Genomic DNA, 19,658 nt, shown 5'->3' with positions numbered 1-19,658 from the left:
CGAAATGGTCTGATGAAATATGATGGAACGGACCTTAGAGTAGTCTACAGGGCCAAGTCGGGCAATGAACAACAATGGCGGAATGATATTTATAACATTTATTTGGACCGAGGGTTTGTTTGGGTGTGCTCTAAAAATGGTTTGTTGCGCTATGATCCTAAATTGGATTCGATAATAGATTATTCCACTAAGATACCATCTCAATTGTCAACTTCGTCAAGTAGGATATATGATTTGATTAGATATGATGAAGATCATGTATGGGTGGCAACCAGAGGTGGTGTAGATGTGATAAATGAGAATAAAGATATTGTAATATCCAACGCACATGACCCTGAAGATGATCAGAGTTTAAGTTCGAGCATTGTGACTGTTTTTTTTCGATCTAGAGATGGTCAATTTTGGGTAGGAACTAAATCAGGTTTGAATCTACTCATAGCTAGTGAGGGAGGGAAATTGAAATTTAAGAGGTTCTTGCCTGATAAAGCACCTGGGGCTAAGGCCAGCTCGAATAGTATTTTAAGTATTCAAGAAGATCAGTTTGGTAATTTATGGGTTGGTACAGAGAAGGGACTTTATTTATTGGATGTATCTACTGATACTTTTGAGACTTATGGGGCTGATGGTGATCAGATACTCTCCAATCAGGTAATTCAGGATTTAGAATATGACCATAAAAAAAGACTCTGGGTGGGTACATATGATGGCCTTAATGTCATTGATAGCGCTAATCAATTAATTGCAAAAATTAGGCATGACCCAAAAAGAGACAATAGTCTTTCAGGCAATAGTATTAGAGATATTTTTTGTGATCGAGAAGGTGGGATTTGGGTGGCATCTTACTTTGGTGGTATCAACTATTGGGATGATGAGCTTATCAATTTTGAGAAAATTGGTGAGAGAAGTGGTACTCAATTAAGCTATAGCGTAGTTAGTGCTATTGTCGAAGATGATCATGGGAAGATATATTTTGGAACTGAAGGAACAGGGCTAAATATATATGAACCAAATACTGATACCTATATTAAGATTGATGAGTTAGCCTATGGGAATTCGATTGGTACTGTAAAAGCATTGCTATATGAAGGGGATGATAAATTATGGATTGGAACTTTTCATAGAGGACTTATTCATTTGGATTTGAAATCCAAGAAATTCAAAGAGTACAGAAACGAAGGTAGAAGAGGACACTCATTAACCTCGGATCAGGTATTATCAATTGCTAAGGCTAGTGATGGTAAAATTTGGGCCGGTACTTTGAACAAGGGATTGAATTTGTTAGATCCGAAAACGGATGATTTTATGAGTTTTCACCCTAATATGGTTGGTTCGTCTATTTCAAGTTCAAATGTGAGGGCTTTACTACTTGACAAAAGCGGAGCGTTATATGTCGGTACAGGCAGAGGGTTGAATCGTTTGTCTGCGGATGATTACAGGACTGGAACTTATCGTTTTGATTTGATGGAGGTCAATGGAGTGGAAGACGATAATCTTTTCATTCATGATCTTTTTGAGGATAATAATGGGCGCGTTTGGCTAGGAGCACACGGTAGAGGGTTATACTATGTCGATAATGATAGAATTGAAAAAGTGGACATAGAAGGCCTGACATCTGTATTTGGTATCACTCAAGAAAAAGATGGAGATTTATGGATGAGTAGTGAAGAAGGAGTGGTTTCATACAACACTGCCACAGGAGAGTACCAATTCTATAACAAGAAGGATGGTGTGAATCCTAATGAGTTCAATCGGGCTACAAAACTGGCAGCATCCAATGGGATGGTTTACTTTGGGGGGGCTTCTGGAGTTACCGCTTTTTATCCAAATGCATTGGGGGGGGCGGAAGATGATTATGCTCCCAATGTAGTTCTAACCTCCTTTTCTTTATTTGGTAAGCGTATTCATGTCAATGATGGAAGTGAAATTCTCAATCAATCCATTGAATACGTTAAGGAAGTTGAGTTGGATTACGATCAAAATCTTTTTACAATAGATTTCAATATGCCAGTATTTCTCAATCCGGACAAAACAACCTATAGATACCGTTTGATTGGGCTTGATGACAATTGGGTGACCACTGCTAACCCTTCAGTCTCCTTTACGATTCAAAGAGGGGGGACTTATACATTCGAGGTAATTGGTGTTAATGGAGATGGCATACAAACCGAGAAACCTACAACCCTTACAATTATAGTTCACCCGGCACCTTGGTTAACCACCTGGGCTTATTTGTTATATGCAATTATTGTTTTGGTAGCATTATTTGCTTTTATATACTTTTTCAAATCCAGATTGAGACTTCAGCATCAGTTAGAAATGGAAAGTAGAGAGTTCTTACACCAACAAGAAGTTAATAAGCAGAAACTACAATTTTTTACTAATATTTCTCATGAGTTCAGGACACCATTGACCCTGATATCTGGTCCTTTAGAAAGATTGATTGATGACTATAAGGGACCAAGTTATATTTATCGACAGCTTTTGGTGATAAAAAAGAATACAGACCAGCTCTTTAAGCTAATCAACGAATTGATGGATTTTAGAAAACTCGAAAATCAGCAAATGAAGTTACAAGCTGCTGAAGGTAATATTGTGTCTTTTGCCAAAGAGATTTTTCTGTCCTTCGACCAACAGGCCAAGATCAATAAACTTTCTTATTCATTTCATTCTGAAAATGATTCATTATTGGTCTATTTCGATCGCGACAAGTTAGAAAAAGTTCTTTATAATCTTATTTCTAATGCTTTCAAGTTTACTCCGGCTAAAGGTAAGATTAGCGTTTCTGTTATAAATCACGATTCAGCCGTTTCGATCAAAGTCAAAGATAGTGGTGAAGGTATTTCTGCTGACCATTTAGAGAAAATATTCGATCGATTTTATGAAGTGCCAAAGCAAGGCAATAAGGTGAAGTTCAAACAAGGGTCAGGTATAGGTCTTGCCATAGCAAAAAGTGTAATGGATCTGCATCAAGGGGAGTTGAAGGTAGAGAGTACGGAAGGAAAAGGAAGCTCCTTTATTATGGGGTTAAGAGTTGGTAGGGGACATTTAAGTGAGGAAGATATCATCACCTCATTTAAGAATAGTGAGGACATTTCTCAATATATCAGTAGACAGTCCATCGATGAGGATCGTCCAGTTCAAAAAGAAATTGAGCCCGTCGAAAATGAAGAAAAAAGTGACTATAAAATTTTGGTTGTCGAGGACAATGAAGATATCAGCAAGTTTATCTATGGTGTCTTGAACGAATATTATCATGTTACTTTGGCCAATAATGGTGCGAATGGCTACCAAGAAGCTTTGGCATTACAGCCTAACTTGATCATTAGCGATGTAATGATGCCTATTATGGATGGTATTGAATTTTGTGCTAAAATTAAATCTGAAATTAGAACCAGTCATATTCCTTTTATTTTACTCACTGCCAGGACTTCACTGATTTACAAATACGATGGTTTGGAATCGGGAGCTGATGAGTATTTGAGCAAGCCTTTTGATGTGAGAGAGTTGCTACTCAAGAGTAAGAATATGATTGCTGCACAAGAAAGGTTGAAGAGTAAATTCAGTGAGAATGGGGAATTTACTAAACCAGATGCCACTGTATCTTCCATGGATGAAGTTATGATGGGTAAAGCAGTTAAGATCATCAAAGAAAACATTGGTAATGAGTTCTTTAGTATTCAGCTCTTGTGTGATAAATTAGGTATCAGCCGATCACTTTTATTTACCAAATTCAAGGCGTGGACCAACCAAACACCCAACGATTATGTACTAACTGTCAGAATGCAAGAGGCAGCGTCTCTGATAGAGCAGGGGAAAGTGAATATTTCTGAAGTCGGCTATAAGGTGGGCTTTAAAAGTGCAAATTACTTTTCTAAAACTTTCAAGAAATTCTACTCTATGAGCCCAAAAGCTTACTCCCAGAAGTTTAAGGACAGTTTAGGAGTGAAATAATGCCTCTAGTTGGTTAAAAAGGACTTTATCACCATTTATTTGGACAATTTTTCATCAAATCTACTCCTAATTAGCGATTAAACTCAATTGGTTTCGATTGGTTGAAGACTAAATTCAAATAGGTAGGAGTGAAAATTGATCTCTATCATTTGCAACCAATTCTCTGTGTCAATCGGGACATGATGAGTACCAATTATTCTAATTATTAAATAAAGTTGATTATGAAGAAAATTTACAAATTACTAAGGCCTCTGGTAGTGGTTTTGGCAGTGTTTGCTGCTACAGACACCTATGCACAGGGGAACACGATCACAGGTAAGGTGGTCTCCGGAGATGATTTTCAGGGATTACCTGGAGTTACTATTCTCATCAAAGGGACGACCAATGGTACAGTTACCGATTTTGATGGGAATTACAGAATTGCAGCATCTGATAGTGATGTATTGACTTTCAGTTTCCTGGGGTACAAATCTCAAGAAACTACAGTAAATGGAAGAAGTGCGATAGACATTACTCTGGAAGTAGATGCCACTAACCTCGAAGAGGTGGTCGTAGTTGGATATGGCGAGCAGAATCGTCGTGATTTGACTGGAGCTGTATCTTCGGTTAAGGCGGATGAAATCGCTCAGTCCACTCCTGTTTCGCCACTTGACGGTATGAGGGGTAGATTGTCAGGTGTATCCATTACCTCGAACGGCGGGCCTGGAGAAGCTTCTGACATTCAGATTAGAGGTACATCTACCTTGAATGCTGGTACAGGGCCTCTTTATGTAGTAGATGGACAGCAGCTAGATAATATTGATAATATTAATCCCAATGATATTGCCTCAGTCGAGGTGCTAAAGGATGGAGCCTCTGCTGCTATCTATGGTTCTAAATCTGCCAATGGCGTCATCATCATTACTACCAAAAAAGGAAAGTCAGGTGAGACCAAAATAGAGGCGAACTATGTGCGTAGTTACAGTGATTTAGCTACTAAAATTCCAGTTTCGAATACTCGTCAAGCTAGGATTTATGAAATTGGAAGAAGGGGAAATAACATTGCAGAAGCACAAGCTCCAGCCGACTCGCTTTCAACTCTGTTCAATCAGGATTTTGATTACCAAGAAATGATCACTCGAGTAGGAGTTAGAGATCAGGTAGGACTTTCTCTTAGCGGAGGACAGGATGAAGCCAATTTTTACTGGAATACAGGGTTTCTAAATCAAGAAGGTGTTGTTAAAAACTCAGACTATCAAAGACTGAATACCACTCTGAATATTAACTTCAAAGCAGCAGAATGGCTCAAGGCAGGTACAAGAATAATAGGGTCTTACTCAGAGAGAAATGGTCTAGTAGAAGGAAAGGTTTTTGGGCAACTTTCCACTCACTTTCCATATTTGCCCACACAGGATGCAGATGGAACGTATGTGCCACAAACCTCAAGTCAGGAAAATGTAGTAGCGGAGACACTTTTTGCTGTGAGAAGAAGAAGAGACTATGATGGACAGGTATTCAGCTATGCAGAATTGCAGCTACTTCCATCTTTGAAGTTTAAGTCTACTGTTGGTATTCTACTCGAGCTACAAAGGGATAACGATTTTGACCCTACAGTAGTTCAACGATTAAATAGCGCACCCTCAGGTTCTGAAATTACCAGACTTAATTTTAGTCTTCAGCAAGAAAATTACTTCAGTTACAAAAAGAGCTTTGGTAAGCATAATGTGTCCGCGATGGTGGGTATCCAAATCCAAAAGTGGAAAAATGAGTATGCTAGATTCCGCTCCACGGAGTTTAATAATGATATTGTTAGGACTTTTAATAACGTGGTAGAACTGGATGCAGCAAATACTAGAACAACAGCAACATCTCATGCTTTGTCTTCGCAGTTTGGTAGATTCACTTATGATTACAAAGGAAAGTACCTATTGGGCGTTACAGTTAGAAGAGATGGTTCTTCCCGATTTGGTTCAGAAAATCAATTTGGCGTATTCCCCGGTGTATCTGCTGGCTGGAGAGTCAGTGACGAGGCATTCTGGGCCCCTCTTTCTACAGTAGTTTCTGATTTTAAAATAAGAGCAGGTATCTCTCAGAATGGTAACGAACGCATCGGGAACTTTGATAGTAGAACACTCTATTCACCTGGAAATCTATACGATGGACAAAATGGTATAGCTCCGAATCAGTTAGGTAATCCAAACTTGGCGTGGGAAACGACTCAGCAGTCATATATTGGTGTTGATTTAGGTTTCTTCGGTGGCAGATTGAACGCCAATGTAGATTACTACGAAAAGTTAACTTCTGATCTGTTATACAATACGCCTATCCCAGAAGAAACTGGATTTGGATCCATCCGAAACAATATAGGGGAAATTAAGAATAGTGGTATTGAAGTGACTATCAATGGTGAAATCATAAGTCGTCCAGAGTTTCAATGGTATTCTAGTTTTAATATAGCCACTAATGCTAATGAGATTTTGAAATTGGCAGAAGAAGACGGTCAGATCATTCAAGGTCAATATATCATTAAGGAAGGTGGGTCTATTGGAGACTTTTATGGATATACAGCTCAGGGAGTTTTTCCTTATGATGAGTCCAATGCTTTTGATGACAATGGCAACCAGTTGACTCCAGTTTTTGACGAGAATGGTGGTTTCTTGAGACACGAACTCAACGGCCAGGAATATACCGGTACGATTAACCAACTAACCATGAATGGACAGACTATTTTGGGAGGTGAAGTTTTCTGGAAGGATTGGAATGGTGATTTTCAAATAGATGCTGAGATGGATCGTACTGTGATTGGAAATGGTTTGCCGAAACTCTTTGGTGGATTCTACAATGAATTCAAATATAAAGGAGTTAAACTTTCCATCATGTTTGATTACAATTTCGGAAATGATTTGTACAGGCAATATGATCAGACAAGAAATCAGCGAATGGCAAGAACTGTACTACCAGGTCCTGACCGGATTGATGAAGCATGGTATCAGCCAGGAGATGAGGCTACTTATCCTACATTGTCTTCTAGATCTGGGTCTAGAAATAACATCGGGCCTAACACTTTTTGGATTAGTGACGCAGATTTTATCAAATTGAGATCTATAAGAATTGACTATTCACTTCCAAGAAAAGTGATGGAGAAGGTTAGCTTCTTATCAGATGTGTCTCTTTATGCTTCAGGAAACAACTTGTTCACCTGGACCAACTATGAGGGATATAATCCAGAGTTAGGATCTCGAGGCAATGCTCTGCAACCAGGTTTGGACAATTTGAGATACCCGAACTTCCGAGAGTATATACTTGGTATTAATATCAAGTTTTAAGAGAAGATTGTGAAGAATAATTAATGATTGAATTATGAAGATTTTAAATAATATACGATGGGTGTTGTTTTTTTCAGCAGCTATGATGATTTCTCAGGGGTGCGAAAGTATCCTTGATGTAGAGCCAGAAAGCGAAATTGGAGATTCTCAATTTTGGCAAACTGAGGCCGATGCTTATGCAGGTGTTGCGTCAATTTATGATGCCATGCAAAGTGCATACAGTAGGAAATATTTTCTCTGGGGTGAAATGAGGTCAGATAATTTTGATGCATTCGCTAATACGTCAAGTCAAGAAGCTATTGAGTTGACGACTAACAATCTGACAGACCAAACCAGCAGCTATGGTAGCTGGGGAGCGATGTACAATATGATTCTTAGAGCTAATTTGGCGATCAACAACATTCCCAATATCACAGGAGCAAACACCGACGGGGTATTAGGACAAGCTCATGCTTTAAGAGCTTTTGCTTACTTTGATTTGGTGAGAGTTTTTGGAGAGGTGCCATTGTATCTGGATATGGTATCTGGTCTAGACGATGATCTTTTTAGAGAAAAAACTTCAGGTTCGGAGATTATGAATAATATAGTTATTCCTGATATGCTCAAAGCAGAGGATTTGATCAATGCTCCATCGGATCGGTTTAATTTCTCCTTGTCTAGTGTTTATTGTTTGCAAGCAGAGGTATATATGCACTTAGGAGAGCATACCTTGGCTAAAGAAGCTTTAGATAAGCTAGAGGCTTTGGGTGAATTTAGCTTGGTAGACAATCCTAGTGATTATCATGCTTTGTTTAGAAAAGAACCTGAGTCAGCAGGACTGTCTTCTAACGAGCAAGAAACAGGTCCTGAGTTGATTTTCTCTATAGTCTTCAACCAGGAAGAGGAACCAGGAGCTGGTAGTATCTATTCCTTATTTTGGTCAGGTGTACCAGCTTATGTGGTTTCTGATGAATTAGAAAACAAATGGCTCGATGTTTTTCCAACCGATTCGGCTAGTTGGATGGCAAAATATCCAGGTTTTGTACCTCCATATATCAATGCTGCAACTGGCGAACGAATTTATGGAGACATCCATAGATACTTGCAGTTCATAGAAGGTGATAAGGATATCGGGTCAAGAAGGTATGGAAAGTATAACACGACCAACTATCCAGGATCGTTGGACGATGTAGATGTGGTAGTTTACAGATATGCTGGTATGCTGCTATTAAAAGCAGAAGTTGAGGCGAAATTGGGTAACCTTCAGGAAGCCGTAGATCTAGTCAATCGAATTAGAAATGCACGTCAGCTTCCAGAGATTTTGTTAGCCGATTATCCTACAACTGACGATCTATTGGATGCTATACTGGATGAACGTCAGTTCGAACTCTTAGCTGAAGGAAAAAGATGGTGGGACTTGGTTAGAAATGACAAGGTAGTAGAGGTAATGGGTCCAATCAATGGTCAGACTGCCAATAATATCTTTTTTCCAATATGGTTTCAGCATATGGTGGACAATCCAAATCTGACACAAACACCAGGGTACGGCAATTAATTGAGAATAAAAAATCAGAATAAGATGAAAGATATAAATAATAGATTCAGAGAAATATTGACGGTTATCGTCTTTGTTATTCTGGCAACCGGTTGCGATTTGACATTGCAAGAGGAGTGGGAGTATGTAAGAGAGCCATTTGGTAATCGTCCTACTGGTATGACTGCTTACGATTGGATGGTGATGATTAATCAAGATACTACTTACAATGACGATGATGGTGTGCCACAGTTTCAGTACCTGTTGGATGCCATAGAACAAACTGATTTGATTGACTTATACAATGATCCTAATGCAAGTCAAACTTACTTTCTGTTAAGAAACAGTGCTTTCAATGCCAGTGGCCAGTTATTAGCGCACACAACAGGTAGTGCTGATAATCCATTAGATTCACTTAGCAATGATAGGCTTGAACATGTATTGAGATATCATATTCTTGAGGAGGCATTGAGTCAGGAGACTATTCCGAAAAATGATTTTCATCTTTACTATCAGACTTTAGTGCCAGGTGATTCAGGTGTGATGGAAATCAATAAAAGGTTGTTTAACCAACAAATTAGAATCAATACTAGTGTAGCTAGAGTGGGGGGATCAAATATTCCTACCACTATGCCTGATGGGTCTAGAGGACGAGGTGTTGATTTGCACAATTTCATTTTTACCAATGGTATTGGGCATCAAATAAATGGTTATGTGAGATACCAACCATTTTGATTTAGTAGTAATATATAACTCTCTTGGGCTGCCCTTTACTTTTGTTGGGGCAGCCTTTATTCTTATACTTTGCGCGCTTCGCTTCTTGCTGATTGTTTAAGGTTGAATAGCACTGAATCTTCGTCAGACCATAACCTTGTCTTCAAATTTGAATAGTAGTCTGGAGTCCGATGAGCGTCAAAGCATTAGTTCTATTCGCTAACCAGTTTCATGTGACTAAGCAAAACAAGACAGAATGCAACGTTATGCTTAGAATTGGATTCATATTAGAGTCTAACGGGTGTAATACAGATGATTCCGATATGATAAAGCCGGAGTATAAGTGAGTGTTTGATCTCCTTAAGTTCAAACCTGGAATGAGCATAAGAATGTATGTTATACAAGAGGATAGGATTTTGAAATTTGGTTCTTTTTAGAGGACTTATAAAGACATCCGATCCAAAATGGAAGTAAAATAAGTAGTGGGAGTGATCATGGTGGCTAATCCAGATTGGAAGTTCTAGATGATGCTTGAACCTATTGGTCATTGCCAATAAAAATTGGAGATGATAGTACTGAGAATTTGGTTGATTTTAGTGTTGTTTGTTTTGTCACGGTCGGTTTTCGCTCAGATTACCGACTTTGACAAAACTCTTGTTTCGAAAGATTGTTGGTCAGAAAACCCTGTAATAGCCACCGCTACTCAACAAAATGCTATTGCTGTTTATGAGAACTTTGTTTTCATTATCTATTATAATACTTCCCGCAAGCTATGCGTAGCACGCAACAGCAACTTTGGAAAAGAGGGTAACTGGAAAATAATAGAATTGCCCCATATATATGAAAAGAGAAAGGGTAAATACGACAATCACAATACCCCCAATATCGCAATATCACCTGTAGATCAAAGGATTCATCTGTCGTTTGATATGCATGCCAGGACATTCCGTTATATCGTCTCAGAGCCATTGGCAGCTATCGCAGATGATGCTGACTTTGATGCAAGATTGTTTTCTCCCACTCGCAACTATCTCGAAAACACAAAGGTGCCGATAGAGCGAGTCACATATCCAAGGTTTTTCAATGATCAGGAGGGACAACTGTTTTTTATGTATCGTGTAGGAGGAAGCGGGAACGGAGATACGTTTCTAAGTCGCTATAATCAAGATGGATTATGGGACACTCCTCTCAAAATAGTGGATGGAAAAAAAGGTGTCTATGAAGGAGATGAAAACAGATGTGCATATTACAACGACATCTTCTTTGCTGATGGTAGAATGTACCTCAGCTGGGTATGGAGAGAATCGCCTAATGCTGCTACAAACCATGATTTAATGTTTGCATACTCTGAAGATCAAGGCAAAACCTGGATCAACAGCGAAGGACGCCAATTGAATGGCCCTCTACATCTAAACAGCTCAGGGGTCAAAATAGCAGATATCCCCATGTCGAGTGGGTTGTCCAATCACAATGGAGCCACTTTAGATGGAAATGGTAATTTTCATATCGTATTGAAACGGGGAAACACTTATCAGCACTACATTGGTTTTAGCCATGAAGATTCATTTCAGTGGGAGTCTAAAGTTATTTCTATTTCAGGCGATCGTCCAAAAGTGTACTGTGACCCGATTAGTAACGACTTGTACCTGATGGTCAGGCAGGGTAGCAGGCTCAAGATTTACGGCTCTTCTGCTCATGGAGGCGATTGGGATCAATGGAATGAGATATACACCTTGGACGGAGATTTCACCACCTCTACCAATAGCATAGTCAGTCCATCCAAGGACCATCTGATGGGTGTAGCAGTGACGAAGGAAGATCAACTACATCTGTATAGGTGGCCATTAGCTAATCTCGCTAATAGAATAGAAAAATAAGAGAAGCCTACGAAAGCATGCTTGTCCATAGCTTTTGTTTTTATATCGGTATTGATGATCCATGGACAATCAATCACCCTAATATTTGGGTATGCGAATCTGACAGGCAGATCATTTTGGACAAAATAGAGCAGTTTGATTGGGCTAGGAGCCAGATTGATCAATTTGTAGAGCTCCTTCATAGACTATTTTACCCCGAATTTAGATTTATATTAGATCGGTAATTTTCACTTTTGAGATGGGTAAAGACTAAGCTGAATTAATGATAATTTTCTCGGCTAGCAATTGATCTTATTGCTTTAGAAAAATGTTAGCGCCCTCATACTAATATCAGCTGTGAAAATTGAAGGATAATATGACTAGAAAGCTATTTTTTATTTTTTTATTGTGCTATTCAACCGTCGTGGTGGGGCAGTCTATGAAGCATCCGGTAATCTGGGTGACACAGGAGGAGAGAGTGCATATACTCCAATTGATTGAAGAAAACACCTGGGTACAGGAAATTGTAAACAAAGTACATCTTCAAATAGATGAAAAGGTCAAACTACACCAGTCCAATCCTTCTGCCATTCTAGAGGATATCCCTAAGTTAGCTCCTGACGATAACCAATCCGAGTTTGATGCTGTGACCGTGGATCAGCATGCAGACGTACTACGTCTCGCGGCTAATTCTAGTATGCTGTACTACTTGACGCAGTCCGAAGAGTATGCTCAATTTGCGGCAGATATACTATACCATTATGCTCTTGAACTTGCCCCCAGAACACCAGAAACGACTTCCATTTGTGGCAATGCATTTTATGATCCCAGAACATCTTATGCTCAATTTGCACTGGCCTATGATTTTGCGCATCCATATCTGAAAAAACCGAAGAGAAAGGTCTACCAGCTGGATAGCAGAAAAAACGTACGTTATGATGATGCCATCGTACAAAAGGCGATTAAAAACATGGTGGGTAATACTTTGCAAGAATATGGCAAGCCAGATGTACATGGACAGTTTATCTCCAATCATCCTATACTCACTGCACCTGGCGCTTTATTTGGGATACTTTGTGTAGAAGATGATACAGAGCGGGAAAGACTTTTCGATGTGTTTTGGAACAAAGGCACCAATCATCAGAATTCATTCAAAAACACAATACTTCCGATGTTCGGGAATCAAGGTATTTGGCCAGAATCTACCAGCTACAGTTTTATGTCGGCGATTACTCTCGTCTTGAATATTGTGGATAGGGTATATCCTGATATGGACGTCACAGCCGACCATGAGCAAATCCTAAAGGGCAATTTCTTGTTTGACAATCTAAAAATGCCTAATGGCATCTTTGTAAGATATGGAGACTCTAAGAGATTTCATGATGGAACCACAGCCCTGTACCGATATACCTTGAATCTAGCAAACCGCAGAGGGTATGACAGTCTGAAAGCCCAAGCAATTGTTGCGTTGAAGCAATCTTATCAGCAAGATGAAAAAAAGCAAACATCACTTAGTCAAGGCACTTTTGGTAATTATGATATGCTCAAATTGTTTTGGGCAGTGCCTCTACCAGAGGTAGTAGAAGGAAGTATTGATTTCAGAAAACCTACTGTAGTGATTGAACATGCAGGTGTGGTTTTGAAGCGTAATGAAACTGACATTGACAATGAACTATTTGGACTCTGTGGTATCATTGGCGGAGCTCATTATGTGCATTCGCACGTCACAGGGATATCGATGGAGCTGTATGGAGCAGGCTATGCGATGGCGCCCAATGCCGGGTTGCCCCCTACAGTACAGGAGCGCAGAATACCACTGCACGAAAAATATTTTAGACTTTATGCCGGAAATAATACGGTCATAGTCAATGGCACATCGCATGGTAGAGATCAGGGCTCGTGGAAAGGAAAAGCCAATGTTTGGCAAAATACCACTATCAACATAGCCGCCGAACCAGCGCACCTAGAAGATCCATTGAGTGAATCCTTCAGCTTTGCAACCCAACATCTGGATGATGAGGTCAATGATTGTGTGCAGGAAAGAACGCTGGCGACCATTCGTACCAGCCCTACCACAGCCTACTACTTCGATTTGTTTCGTTCAAAATCAAATGGTGAAAACAAATTTCACGACTATATCTATCACAACATAGGTGATCGATCTCACCTCCAAAACTCATCAGGAGAAAGTCTGGAGCTTTCAGCGACAGATCGCTATCAAAATGACATAGGAGATGTAGTGCAATCTCCAGGTTGGAGGTTTTTTGAGGACACAAAGGTAACAAAGCCGATTTCAGAGTCTGTGTATGTTCGATTTGATGTGGATTATGACCAACGTTATATGCATATGTTTTTGCCAGGAGGAGGAGAAAGAGAATATACAAAGGCTCTTGCGCCACCTACACGTGAGGCCATCAATGGATACGTGGCAAAGAAGACGCAAGTGCTAGCTGTGAGGCAAAATGGGGAAGCTTGGGAAAGGCCATTTTTATCAGTATTCGAGCCTGGTACATCTAGTGAATCCAGTCTACAAAGCATCGAAGAAATAAGAGATGGCAATCGTGTAATAGGCGCTAAGGTGGTTTCAAAAATAGCAAATGCGGAAGTTATCGATTATATCCTGTGTATGGATCGTCCGGATGCAATAGGAGATATCAAGACACTGGATTTGAAGTTTGTTGGGCGATTCGGAATGGTTAGAAAAATTCAATTTGAAAACGGAAAAAGCGAAACGACCCTATACATAGGCGAGGGACAAAATTTGCAATTTGGAAATCTCGTCTTGGACGCAGGTCAGTCTAAAAAGGGTATAAGATCAATTACGCAGGAATAAATTATTAAAGAAATAGGTCATTTGATATTTAAACAAAATAGTATGAATGTATTAAAAACAAAAGGGTTGCTTTTGTTGCTTTGCGGAGCAATAGCGTATGGATGTCAATCCACAGAAAAGCAAAATGAAAAGGTAAATGCTGAAGAAGCAGTACTCCCTAATATCGTTTTCATCTTGTCTGATGATCAGGCCTATAATGACTACAGTTTTATGGGGCATGAGCACATCCAGACACCAAATATAGATCAGATGGCGGATCAGGCGATGACCTTCACGAGAGGCTATGTCCCAACCTCTCTTTGTAGTCCTTCTTTGGCCTCTATCATCACCGGAAGGTATCCGAGACATCACAATATACTGGGTAATGATCGTGTCTTTGAGCGCAATAAAGGTGATCGGGCAGCCGATCGCAAAAGTAGAAGTGAGGCCTACGCACCGGTAATCGAGGAGTTCAAGAAACAAGTGACCTTGCCCGAGATGCTGAAGGAAAAAGGGTATCTATCCTTTCAGTCTGGCAAGTGGTGGCATGGTAGCTACGAAGTAGGCGGCTTTGACTATGGCATGACCCATGGCGACCCTAAAAGAGGAGGTAGACACGGAGATTACGGCTTGCAAATTGGACGAAATGGAATGGATACGCTCAATACATTCATAGACTATGCCGTGGAGCAAGAAAAGCCATTTTTTGTATGGTATGCGCCATTTTTGCCGCATCAGCCGCATACTGCACCAGACAGTTTGGTGCAGAAATATATGGATAAAGCACCGTCAGAATTAGTGGCTAAATATTGGGCTATGTGCGAGTGGTTTGATATCACCATCGGTCAGCTCAATGACAAAATAGAGGAGAAAGGCTTGATGGACAACACGCTGTTTGTCTATGTCTGTGACAATGGATGGGTGCAAAATGAGGATAAACCTACCTATGAGAAATTTTCAAAGAGGTCGCCATTCGACTATGGCATGAGAACGCCTATTTTCTACAAGTGGAATGGAAAGATTACACCTAAAATGGATACTATCACACTCTCTAGTTCTATTGATATGGTACCGACGGTATTGAGTCTCTTGGAGATGGATCAACCAGACAATTTACCAGGCATCAGTGTGTTGGATCAAAAGGCTATGGCGGAGCGAGAGGCTATTTTTGGTGAAATATATGCGCATGATTTTACAACTATAGATTCTAGCTTGTTTTATCAAATTGTCTATACCAACCCTTACAAATTGATAGTGCCGAATAAGGTCCGTAAAGCCGATGAGGTCGTTCAGCTGTACAATATTTATGAAGATTCGGAAGAAAAACGGAATTTGGCGGAAGCCAAACCAGAGGTTGTGGCTGACTTGATGCAGAAGCTTGAAGAACATTGGAAAAACTAGCAGGTTTTAAATTTAACATGATTTTCAGGTCAAGTATATTAATACAGATTGCACTTTTATCACTCTTTGGCTGTAATCAGCCAGTGAGTAGAACCGAGCCTGTGGAATCGAACCAGCCAAACGTACTTTTCATCGCTGTAGATGATTTGAATACTTGGCTAGGTTGTATGGGGGGCTATTCCAATACCAAGACCCCCAACATTGACCGCTTGGCTGCAGGTGGAGTACTTTTTACAAATGCCCATTGTCAGGCACCGCTGTGTGGCCCCTCTCGTGCATCGATCATGACAGGGTTGAGGCCTTCTACGACCGGCATTTATGGCATGACACCAGATGATAAGGTCAGGTGGGATGGCAATGAGCAGACGAAGGATATTACCTTCTTGCCAGAGTATTTTAGTCAAAACGGCTACCATACCATGGGCATAGGCAAGCTCTTTCATATTCATTCGCCAGGCGGTGTTTTTGACGAGTCCGGTGGTCGGATAAAGGGATTTGGACCTCTACCAGAAAAGCGAATCGTATGGGAGGGATTCAGTGCCACACGTCGTAAAGACTACGGCCGTACCAGTACGGATTGGGGAGCATTTCCTGCCTATGATTCTCTGATGCCAGATCATCAATCGGTAGATTGGGTCAATGAGCGCTTGGGTCGTATATACGATAAACCATTTTTTATGGCCTTGGGTTTTTTACGACCTCATGTACCGCTCTATGTGCCTCAAAAATGGTTTGATCTGCATCCATTAGATAGTATACAGGTAGCGCCCTACAGGAGCGATGATTTGGATGATTTACCACCTATAGCATTAAAAATCAATGATTTGCCCATGATGCCATCTACCGAATGGGCCAAGGAAAACGGAGAATGGAAAAAGATTATTCAGGCATATTTGGCATGTGTGAGCTTTGTAGATTATGAGATTGGAAGGGTACTGGATGCATTAGAAAATAGTGAATATGCAGACAATACAGTGATTGTCCTTTGGTCGGATCATGGTTATCGATTGGGAGAGAAGGGCACGTTTGCAAAACACGCTTTGTGGGAAGCTGCCACAAAAGCACCCTTGATATTTTCTGCACCCAACCTTTCCAAGGGAAAGGTAGTGTCATCGCCAGCAGAGATGCTGTCATTGTATCCGACCTTGCTGGAGCTTTGTGGACTACCAGCATACGACCGAAATGAAGGAAAGAGCTTGGTGCCGGTTATGCAAGGGGCAGTAGATTCAGAAGCCTTTGCAATTTCCACTTTTGGGTATCAAAACCATACGGTAAAATCAAAAGGTTTTAGATACATAAGATATGAGGATGGTGGCGAGGAGTTTTACAACCATGCCACCGATCCGAATGAGTTTGACAATTTGGCTGGTGGGAATAGATTCCAAACAGAAATGAGCCAGCTAAAATCCCATTTGCCCAATGTGAATGCCAAGTGGGATGAACATTCATTATACAAATTTCAACCATACTTTGTGGAGCAGAAGGCACGAGTGAATGGTAGCAGTGAATAATGACCTTTGGTGCAGATACAAGTAACATAACAAGAAAAAACTTAAAACATTACAATATGATCAAGTGGGGAATAATAGGCGTGGGAGATGTTTGCGAAAAGAAAAGCGCTCCAGCGATGAACCTGATCGAAGGGAGTAAGATACAGGCGGTCATGCGAAGAAATGCCGAAAAAGCGGCCGATTATGCACAGAGACATGGCATTGATATCTGGTACGACGATGCAGATGCCTTGATTGCCGATCCTGAGGTTAATGCCATCTACATTGCCACACCTCCCTATGCGCATAGGGAGTACACGATCAAGGCGGCAGAGGCTGGAAAACCAGTATATGTAGAGAAACCAATGGCCAAGACTTATTCAGAATGTAGGGATATGGTAGAAGCATGTCAAAAACATGGTGTGCCCCTTTTTACAGCCTACTATCGACGTGCTCTACCTAACTACCTGAAGGTCAAAGAACTGGTAGATAGCGGTGCAATTGGCGATGTGAGGATGGTTGAGATTAGAATGGCAAAGCCACTGGTTCCGGATATTGTGACCCTCCAAGAGCAACACTGGCGTGTAAACCCTGAGGTGGCAGGAGGAGGATACTTCCACGATTTGGCCAGTCATCAGCTCGACTTTCTTGATTTTCTGTTGGGACCAGTGACTAAGGCCAAAGGTTATGCACAAAATCAAGCAGGACTATACAAGGCAGAGGATATCGTGGTAGGCAGTTTTGAATTTGAGTCTGGTGTAATGGGCACAGGTAGCTGGTGTTTTTCGACGGGCCAGCAAAGTGATAAAGACATTACAACCATTATTGGTTCCAAGGGGGAGATTTCATACGCCACCTTTGGAGGAAGTGAAGTGACCCTACGTACAGATGAAAATAATGAAGAGATATTCACATTTGAGATACCAGACCATATCCAATACCCGTTGATCCAGCAGATCGTCGATGAGCTTCTGGGCAAAGGAAAATGTGTAAGTACTGGAGAATCTGGAGCTCGAACTAATAAAGTGATGGAATGGCTCACGCAAGGGTAGTCTAATCGGATACTTGCCCCAGAGTTATTCTTTTGCATGGATTAAAAACAACAAGGCTTTAGGTTTATACCTGAAGCCTTGTTGTTTTAAACCTGAATTATGAGCCAAAGGCTTCCCTTCCCCAAAGGAACTCCAACGGAGCGGGGCAATTCAGGGGATATTAGTAATTGGGAAATAAGTTAATAGGCGGATTATCAGGTGTTTATAAAAATAAAAATCAATACTGACAAGTAACTATTGGGGTGACTCAATAAATCGCGGTATTAGCACCCATATGGCTTCCTATTAACTCAATAACTATTTCCCATTAACTTCCGGAAAATGCAATAGCTTTTTCCTGGTTAAACTTCAGGGGTAATCCTCACATGGTTTTGATCATTGATATGCAGTTAGTCAATCTATTTCTTTCACGACATATGGGTATATGATCCAGGTATAAATGATATTACCTTTAATGTAGATTTTATTACATATTTATGGAGCATGTGGATGTTAACCTTGTGTATTCACCACAAAATATAAATATGGAATTTATAAGATTACTAAAAAACAAAAGTTGGATAGTGTTATTGCTGATCCTGATTTGTAATGCATGTTCGAATGAGGACGACTCAGCACCAGGGGAAGCTGCGATTGAAGATCCCGTATTATCCACCCCTATTCCCTTGGTTAATGAAATTAATCTAGACTGGACTGACTACCAGGGGGCAGTGGCCTATGAGGTAGATGTAGCTAGCGATATCGACTTTGATCAGATGCTCGACGATTATAATTCGTTAAGAGTAAGCCAGTCCATTTTGCAAATTGAAAATTTGGAACCTGCTACGACCTATTTTATTCGAATTCGAGCGGTTTTGTCTGAAGAAATCATATCAGCAAATTCCAATGTGCAGTCTGTAACTACATTGCCAGATGGCGCCTGCTCAGACCCAGTACAATACCTTTTTGTAGAAAAGGATGGTATTGTGAAAGTAGAGTTTGAAAACGCTGAATTTGGAAATAGCTGGAAATTGGTGGCTGATAGCGAAAGTTCAGGACGAGGCTACATGCTTTGGACAGGAACCGACAATTTTTCAAAGCCGAGCGCTGATTTGACCTCTTTCGATATTCTGATTAGTACGCCAGGTACGTATCACTTCGTATGGAGGAGTGCCTACACCATAGGAGACAAAGGTACCGAGCACAACGATACCTGGCTAAGGTTTCCTGATGCAAGCGACTACTATGCGCAAAAGTCAGGAGGGCCAAAGGTATATCCTAAAGGGGTAGGCAAAACGCCAAACCCAGAGGGTGCATCGTCCGATGGCTGGTTTAAAAATTATCGAAGTGGAAATGATAAGGGGTTTAAATGGCAGTCTAGAACTAACGACTTTGATCCGTATCAAATCTATGTCGCTTTCAATGAAGCCAAGTCTTATACCATGGAGGTTTCTGGTAGATCAAATGGTCATGCAGTTGATCAGTTTGTATTACATCTGGAATCCGTTGAAGAATCTAATGCTATTAGCGCAGAGTTTAGCGAGATTATATGCCAATAAAGGCAACTAGCAATTTGCACTTATCA

10 protein-coding genes are annotated in these 19,658 nt (G+C 40.5%); all 10 read left to right on the top strand.

All coding sequences use genetic code 11. The features are described 5' to 3' along the window. Positions 1-12: 12 nt before the first annotated feature. The 10 genes from N7U62_RS08485 to N7U62_RS08440 all read left to right on the top strand — a co-directional run bounded on the left by N7U62_RS08485 (position 13) and on the right by N7U62_RS08440 (position 19,632). Positions 13-3,951 (top strand): hybrid sensor histidine kinase/response regulator transcription factor, encoded by a 3,939-nt coding sequence (locus tag N7U62_RS08485; RefSeq protein ID WP_264137515.1) that lies wholly within the window; start codon positions 13-15, stop codon positions 3,949-3,951. 221 nt (positions 3,952-4,172) lie between these two features. Next, the gene (locus tag N7U62_RS08480; RefSeq protein ID WP_264137514.1) at positions 4,173-7,256 is read left to right on the top strand and encodes a SusC/RagA family TonB-linked outer membrane protein; all 3,084 of its coding nucleotides are present in this window, start codon (positions 4,173-4,175) and stop codon (positions 7,254-7,256) included. 34 nt (positions 7,257-7,290) lie between these two features. Then, positions 7,291-8,790, top strand: a complete 1,500-nt coding sequence (locus N7U62_RS08475; protein WP_264137513.1) for a RagB/SusD family nutrient uptake outer membrane protein — start codon at positions 7,291-7,293, stop codon at positions 8,788-8,790. 24 nt (positions 8,791-8,814) lie between these two features. Beyond that, positions 8,815-9,504, top strand: a complete 690-nt coding sequence (locus tag N7U62_RS08470) for a fasciclin domain-containing protein (RefSeq protein ID WP_264137512.1) — start codon at positions 8,815-8,817, stop codon at positions 9,502-9,504. A 545-nt stretch (positions 9,505-10,049) separates the two neighbouring features. Next, complete coding sequence (locus N7U62_RS08465; protein WP_264137511.1) at positions 10,050-11,360, top strand: BNR repeat-containing protein; 1,311 nt, start codon at positions 10,050-10,052, stop codon at positions 11,358-11,360. Between the two features lie 418 nt (positions 11,361-11,778). Continuing rightward, positions 11,779-14,172, top strand: coding sequence for an endo-acting ulvan lysase-like protein (locus N7U62_RS08460; RefSeq protein ID WP_264137510.1), 2,394 nt, complete (start codon positions 11,779-11,781; stop codon positions 14,170-14,172). A 42-nt stretch (positions 14,173-14,214) separates the two neighbouring features. Beyond that, positions 14,215-15,552, top strand: a complete 1,338-nt coding sequence (locus tag N7U62_RS08455; protein ID WP_264137509.1) for a sulfatase-like hydrolase/transferase — start codon at positions 14,215-14,217, stop codon at positions 15,550-15,552. 83 nt (positions 15,553-15,635) lie between these two features. Next, complete coding sequence (locus tag N7U62_RS08450) at positions 15,636-17,063, top strand: sulfatase (RefSeq protein ID WP_264137508.1); 1,428 nt, start codon at positions 15,636-15,638, stop codon at positions 17,061-17,063. A gap of 56 nt (positions 17,064-17,119) precedes the next feature. After that, positions 17,120-18,094: a Gfo/Idh/MocA family protein gene (locus N7U62_RS08445; RefSeq protein WP_264137506.1), complete on the top strand. Its 975-nt coding sequence runs from the start codon at positions 17,120-17,122 to the stop codon at positions 18,092-18,094. 524 nt (positions 18,095-18,618) lie between these two features. Next, positions 18,619-19,632, top strand: coding sequence for a hypothetical protein (locus N7U62_RS08440; RefSeq protein ID WP_264137505.1), 1,014 nt, complete (start codon positions 18,619-18,621; stop codon positions 19,630-19,632). The last annotated feature ends 26 nt before the right edge of the window (positions 19,633-19,658 follow it).

Source organism: Reichenbachiella ulvae, from assembly GCF_025833875.1.
In the GTDB taxonomy this organism is placed as follows: Bacteria; Bacteroidota; Bacteroidia; order Cytophagales; family Cyclobacteriaceae; genus Reichenbachiella; species Reichenbachiella ulvae.
Note: the sequence above shows the minus strand (reverse complement) of the source record. Positions and strands in the feature narration are given on the sequence as shown.

What these genes read in the sequence shown, in the direction of transcription:
- N7U62_RS08465 (WP_264137511.1), top strand. Translation starts at nt 10,050, where the DNA reads ATGATAGTACTGAGAATTTGGTTGATTTTAGTGTTGTTTGTTTTGTCA.
- N7U62_RS08455 (WP_264137509.1), top strand. Translation starts at nt 14,215, where the DNA reads ATGAATGTATTAAAAACAAAAGGGTTGCTTTTGTTGCTTTGCGGAGCA.
- N7U62_RS08460 (WP_264137510.1), top strand. Translation starts at nt 11,779, where the DNA reads ATGAAGCATCCGGTAATCTGGGTGACACAGGAGGAGAGAGTGCATATA.
- N7U62_RS08475 (WP_264137513.1), top strand. Translation starts at nt 7,291, where the DNA reads ATGAAGATTTTAAATAATATACGATGGGTGTTGTTTTTTTCAGCAGCT.
- N7U62_RS08440 (WP_264137505.1), top strand. Translation starts at nt 18,619, where the DNA reads ATGGAATTTATAAGATTACTAAAAAACAAAAGTTGGATAGTGTTATTG.
- N7U62_RS08485 (WP_264137515.1), top strand. Translation starts at nt 13, where the DNA reads ATGAAATATGATGGAACGGACCTTAGAGTAGTCTACAGGGCCAAGTCG.
- N7U62_RS08445 (WP_264137506.1), top strand. Translation starts at nt 17,120, where the DNA reads ATGATCAAGTGGGGAATAATAGGCGTGGGAGATGTTTGCGAAAAGAAA.
- N7U62_RS08480 (WP_264137514.1), top strand. Translation starts at nt 4,173, where the DNA reads ATGAAGAAAATTTACAAATTACTAAGGCCTCTGGTAGTGGTTTTGGCA.
- N7U62_RS08470 (WP_264137512.1), top strand. Translation starts at nt 8,815, where the DNA reads ATGAAAGATATAAATAATAGATTCAGAGAAATATTGACGGTTATCGTC.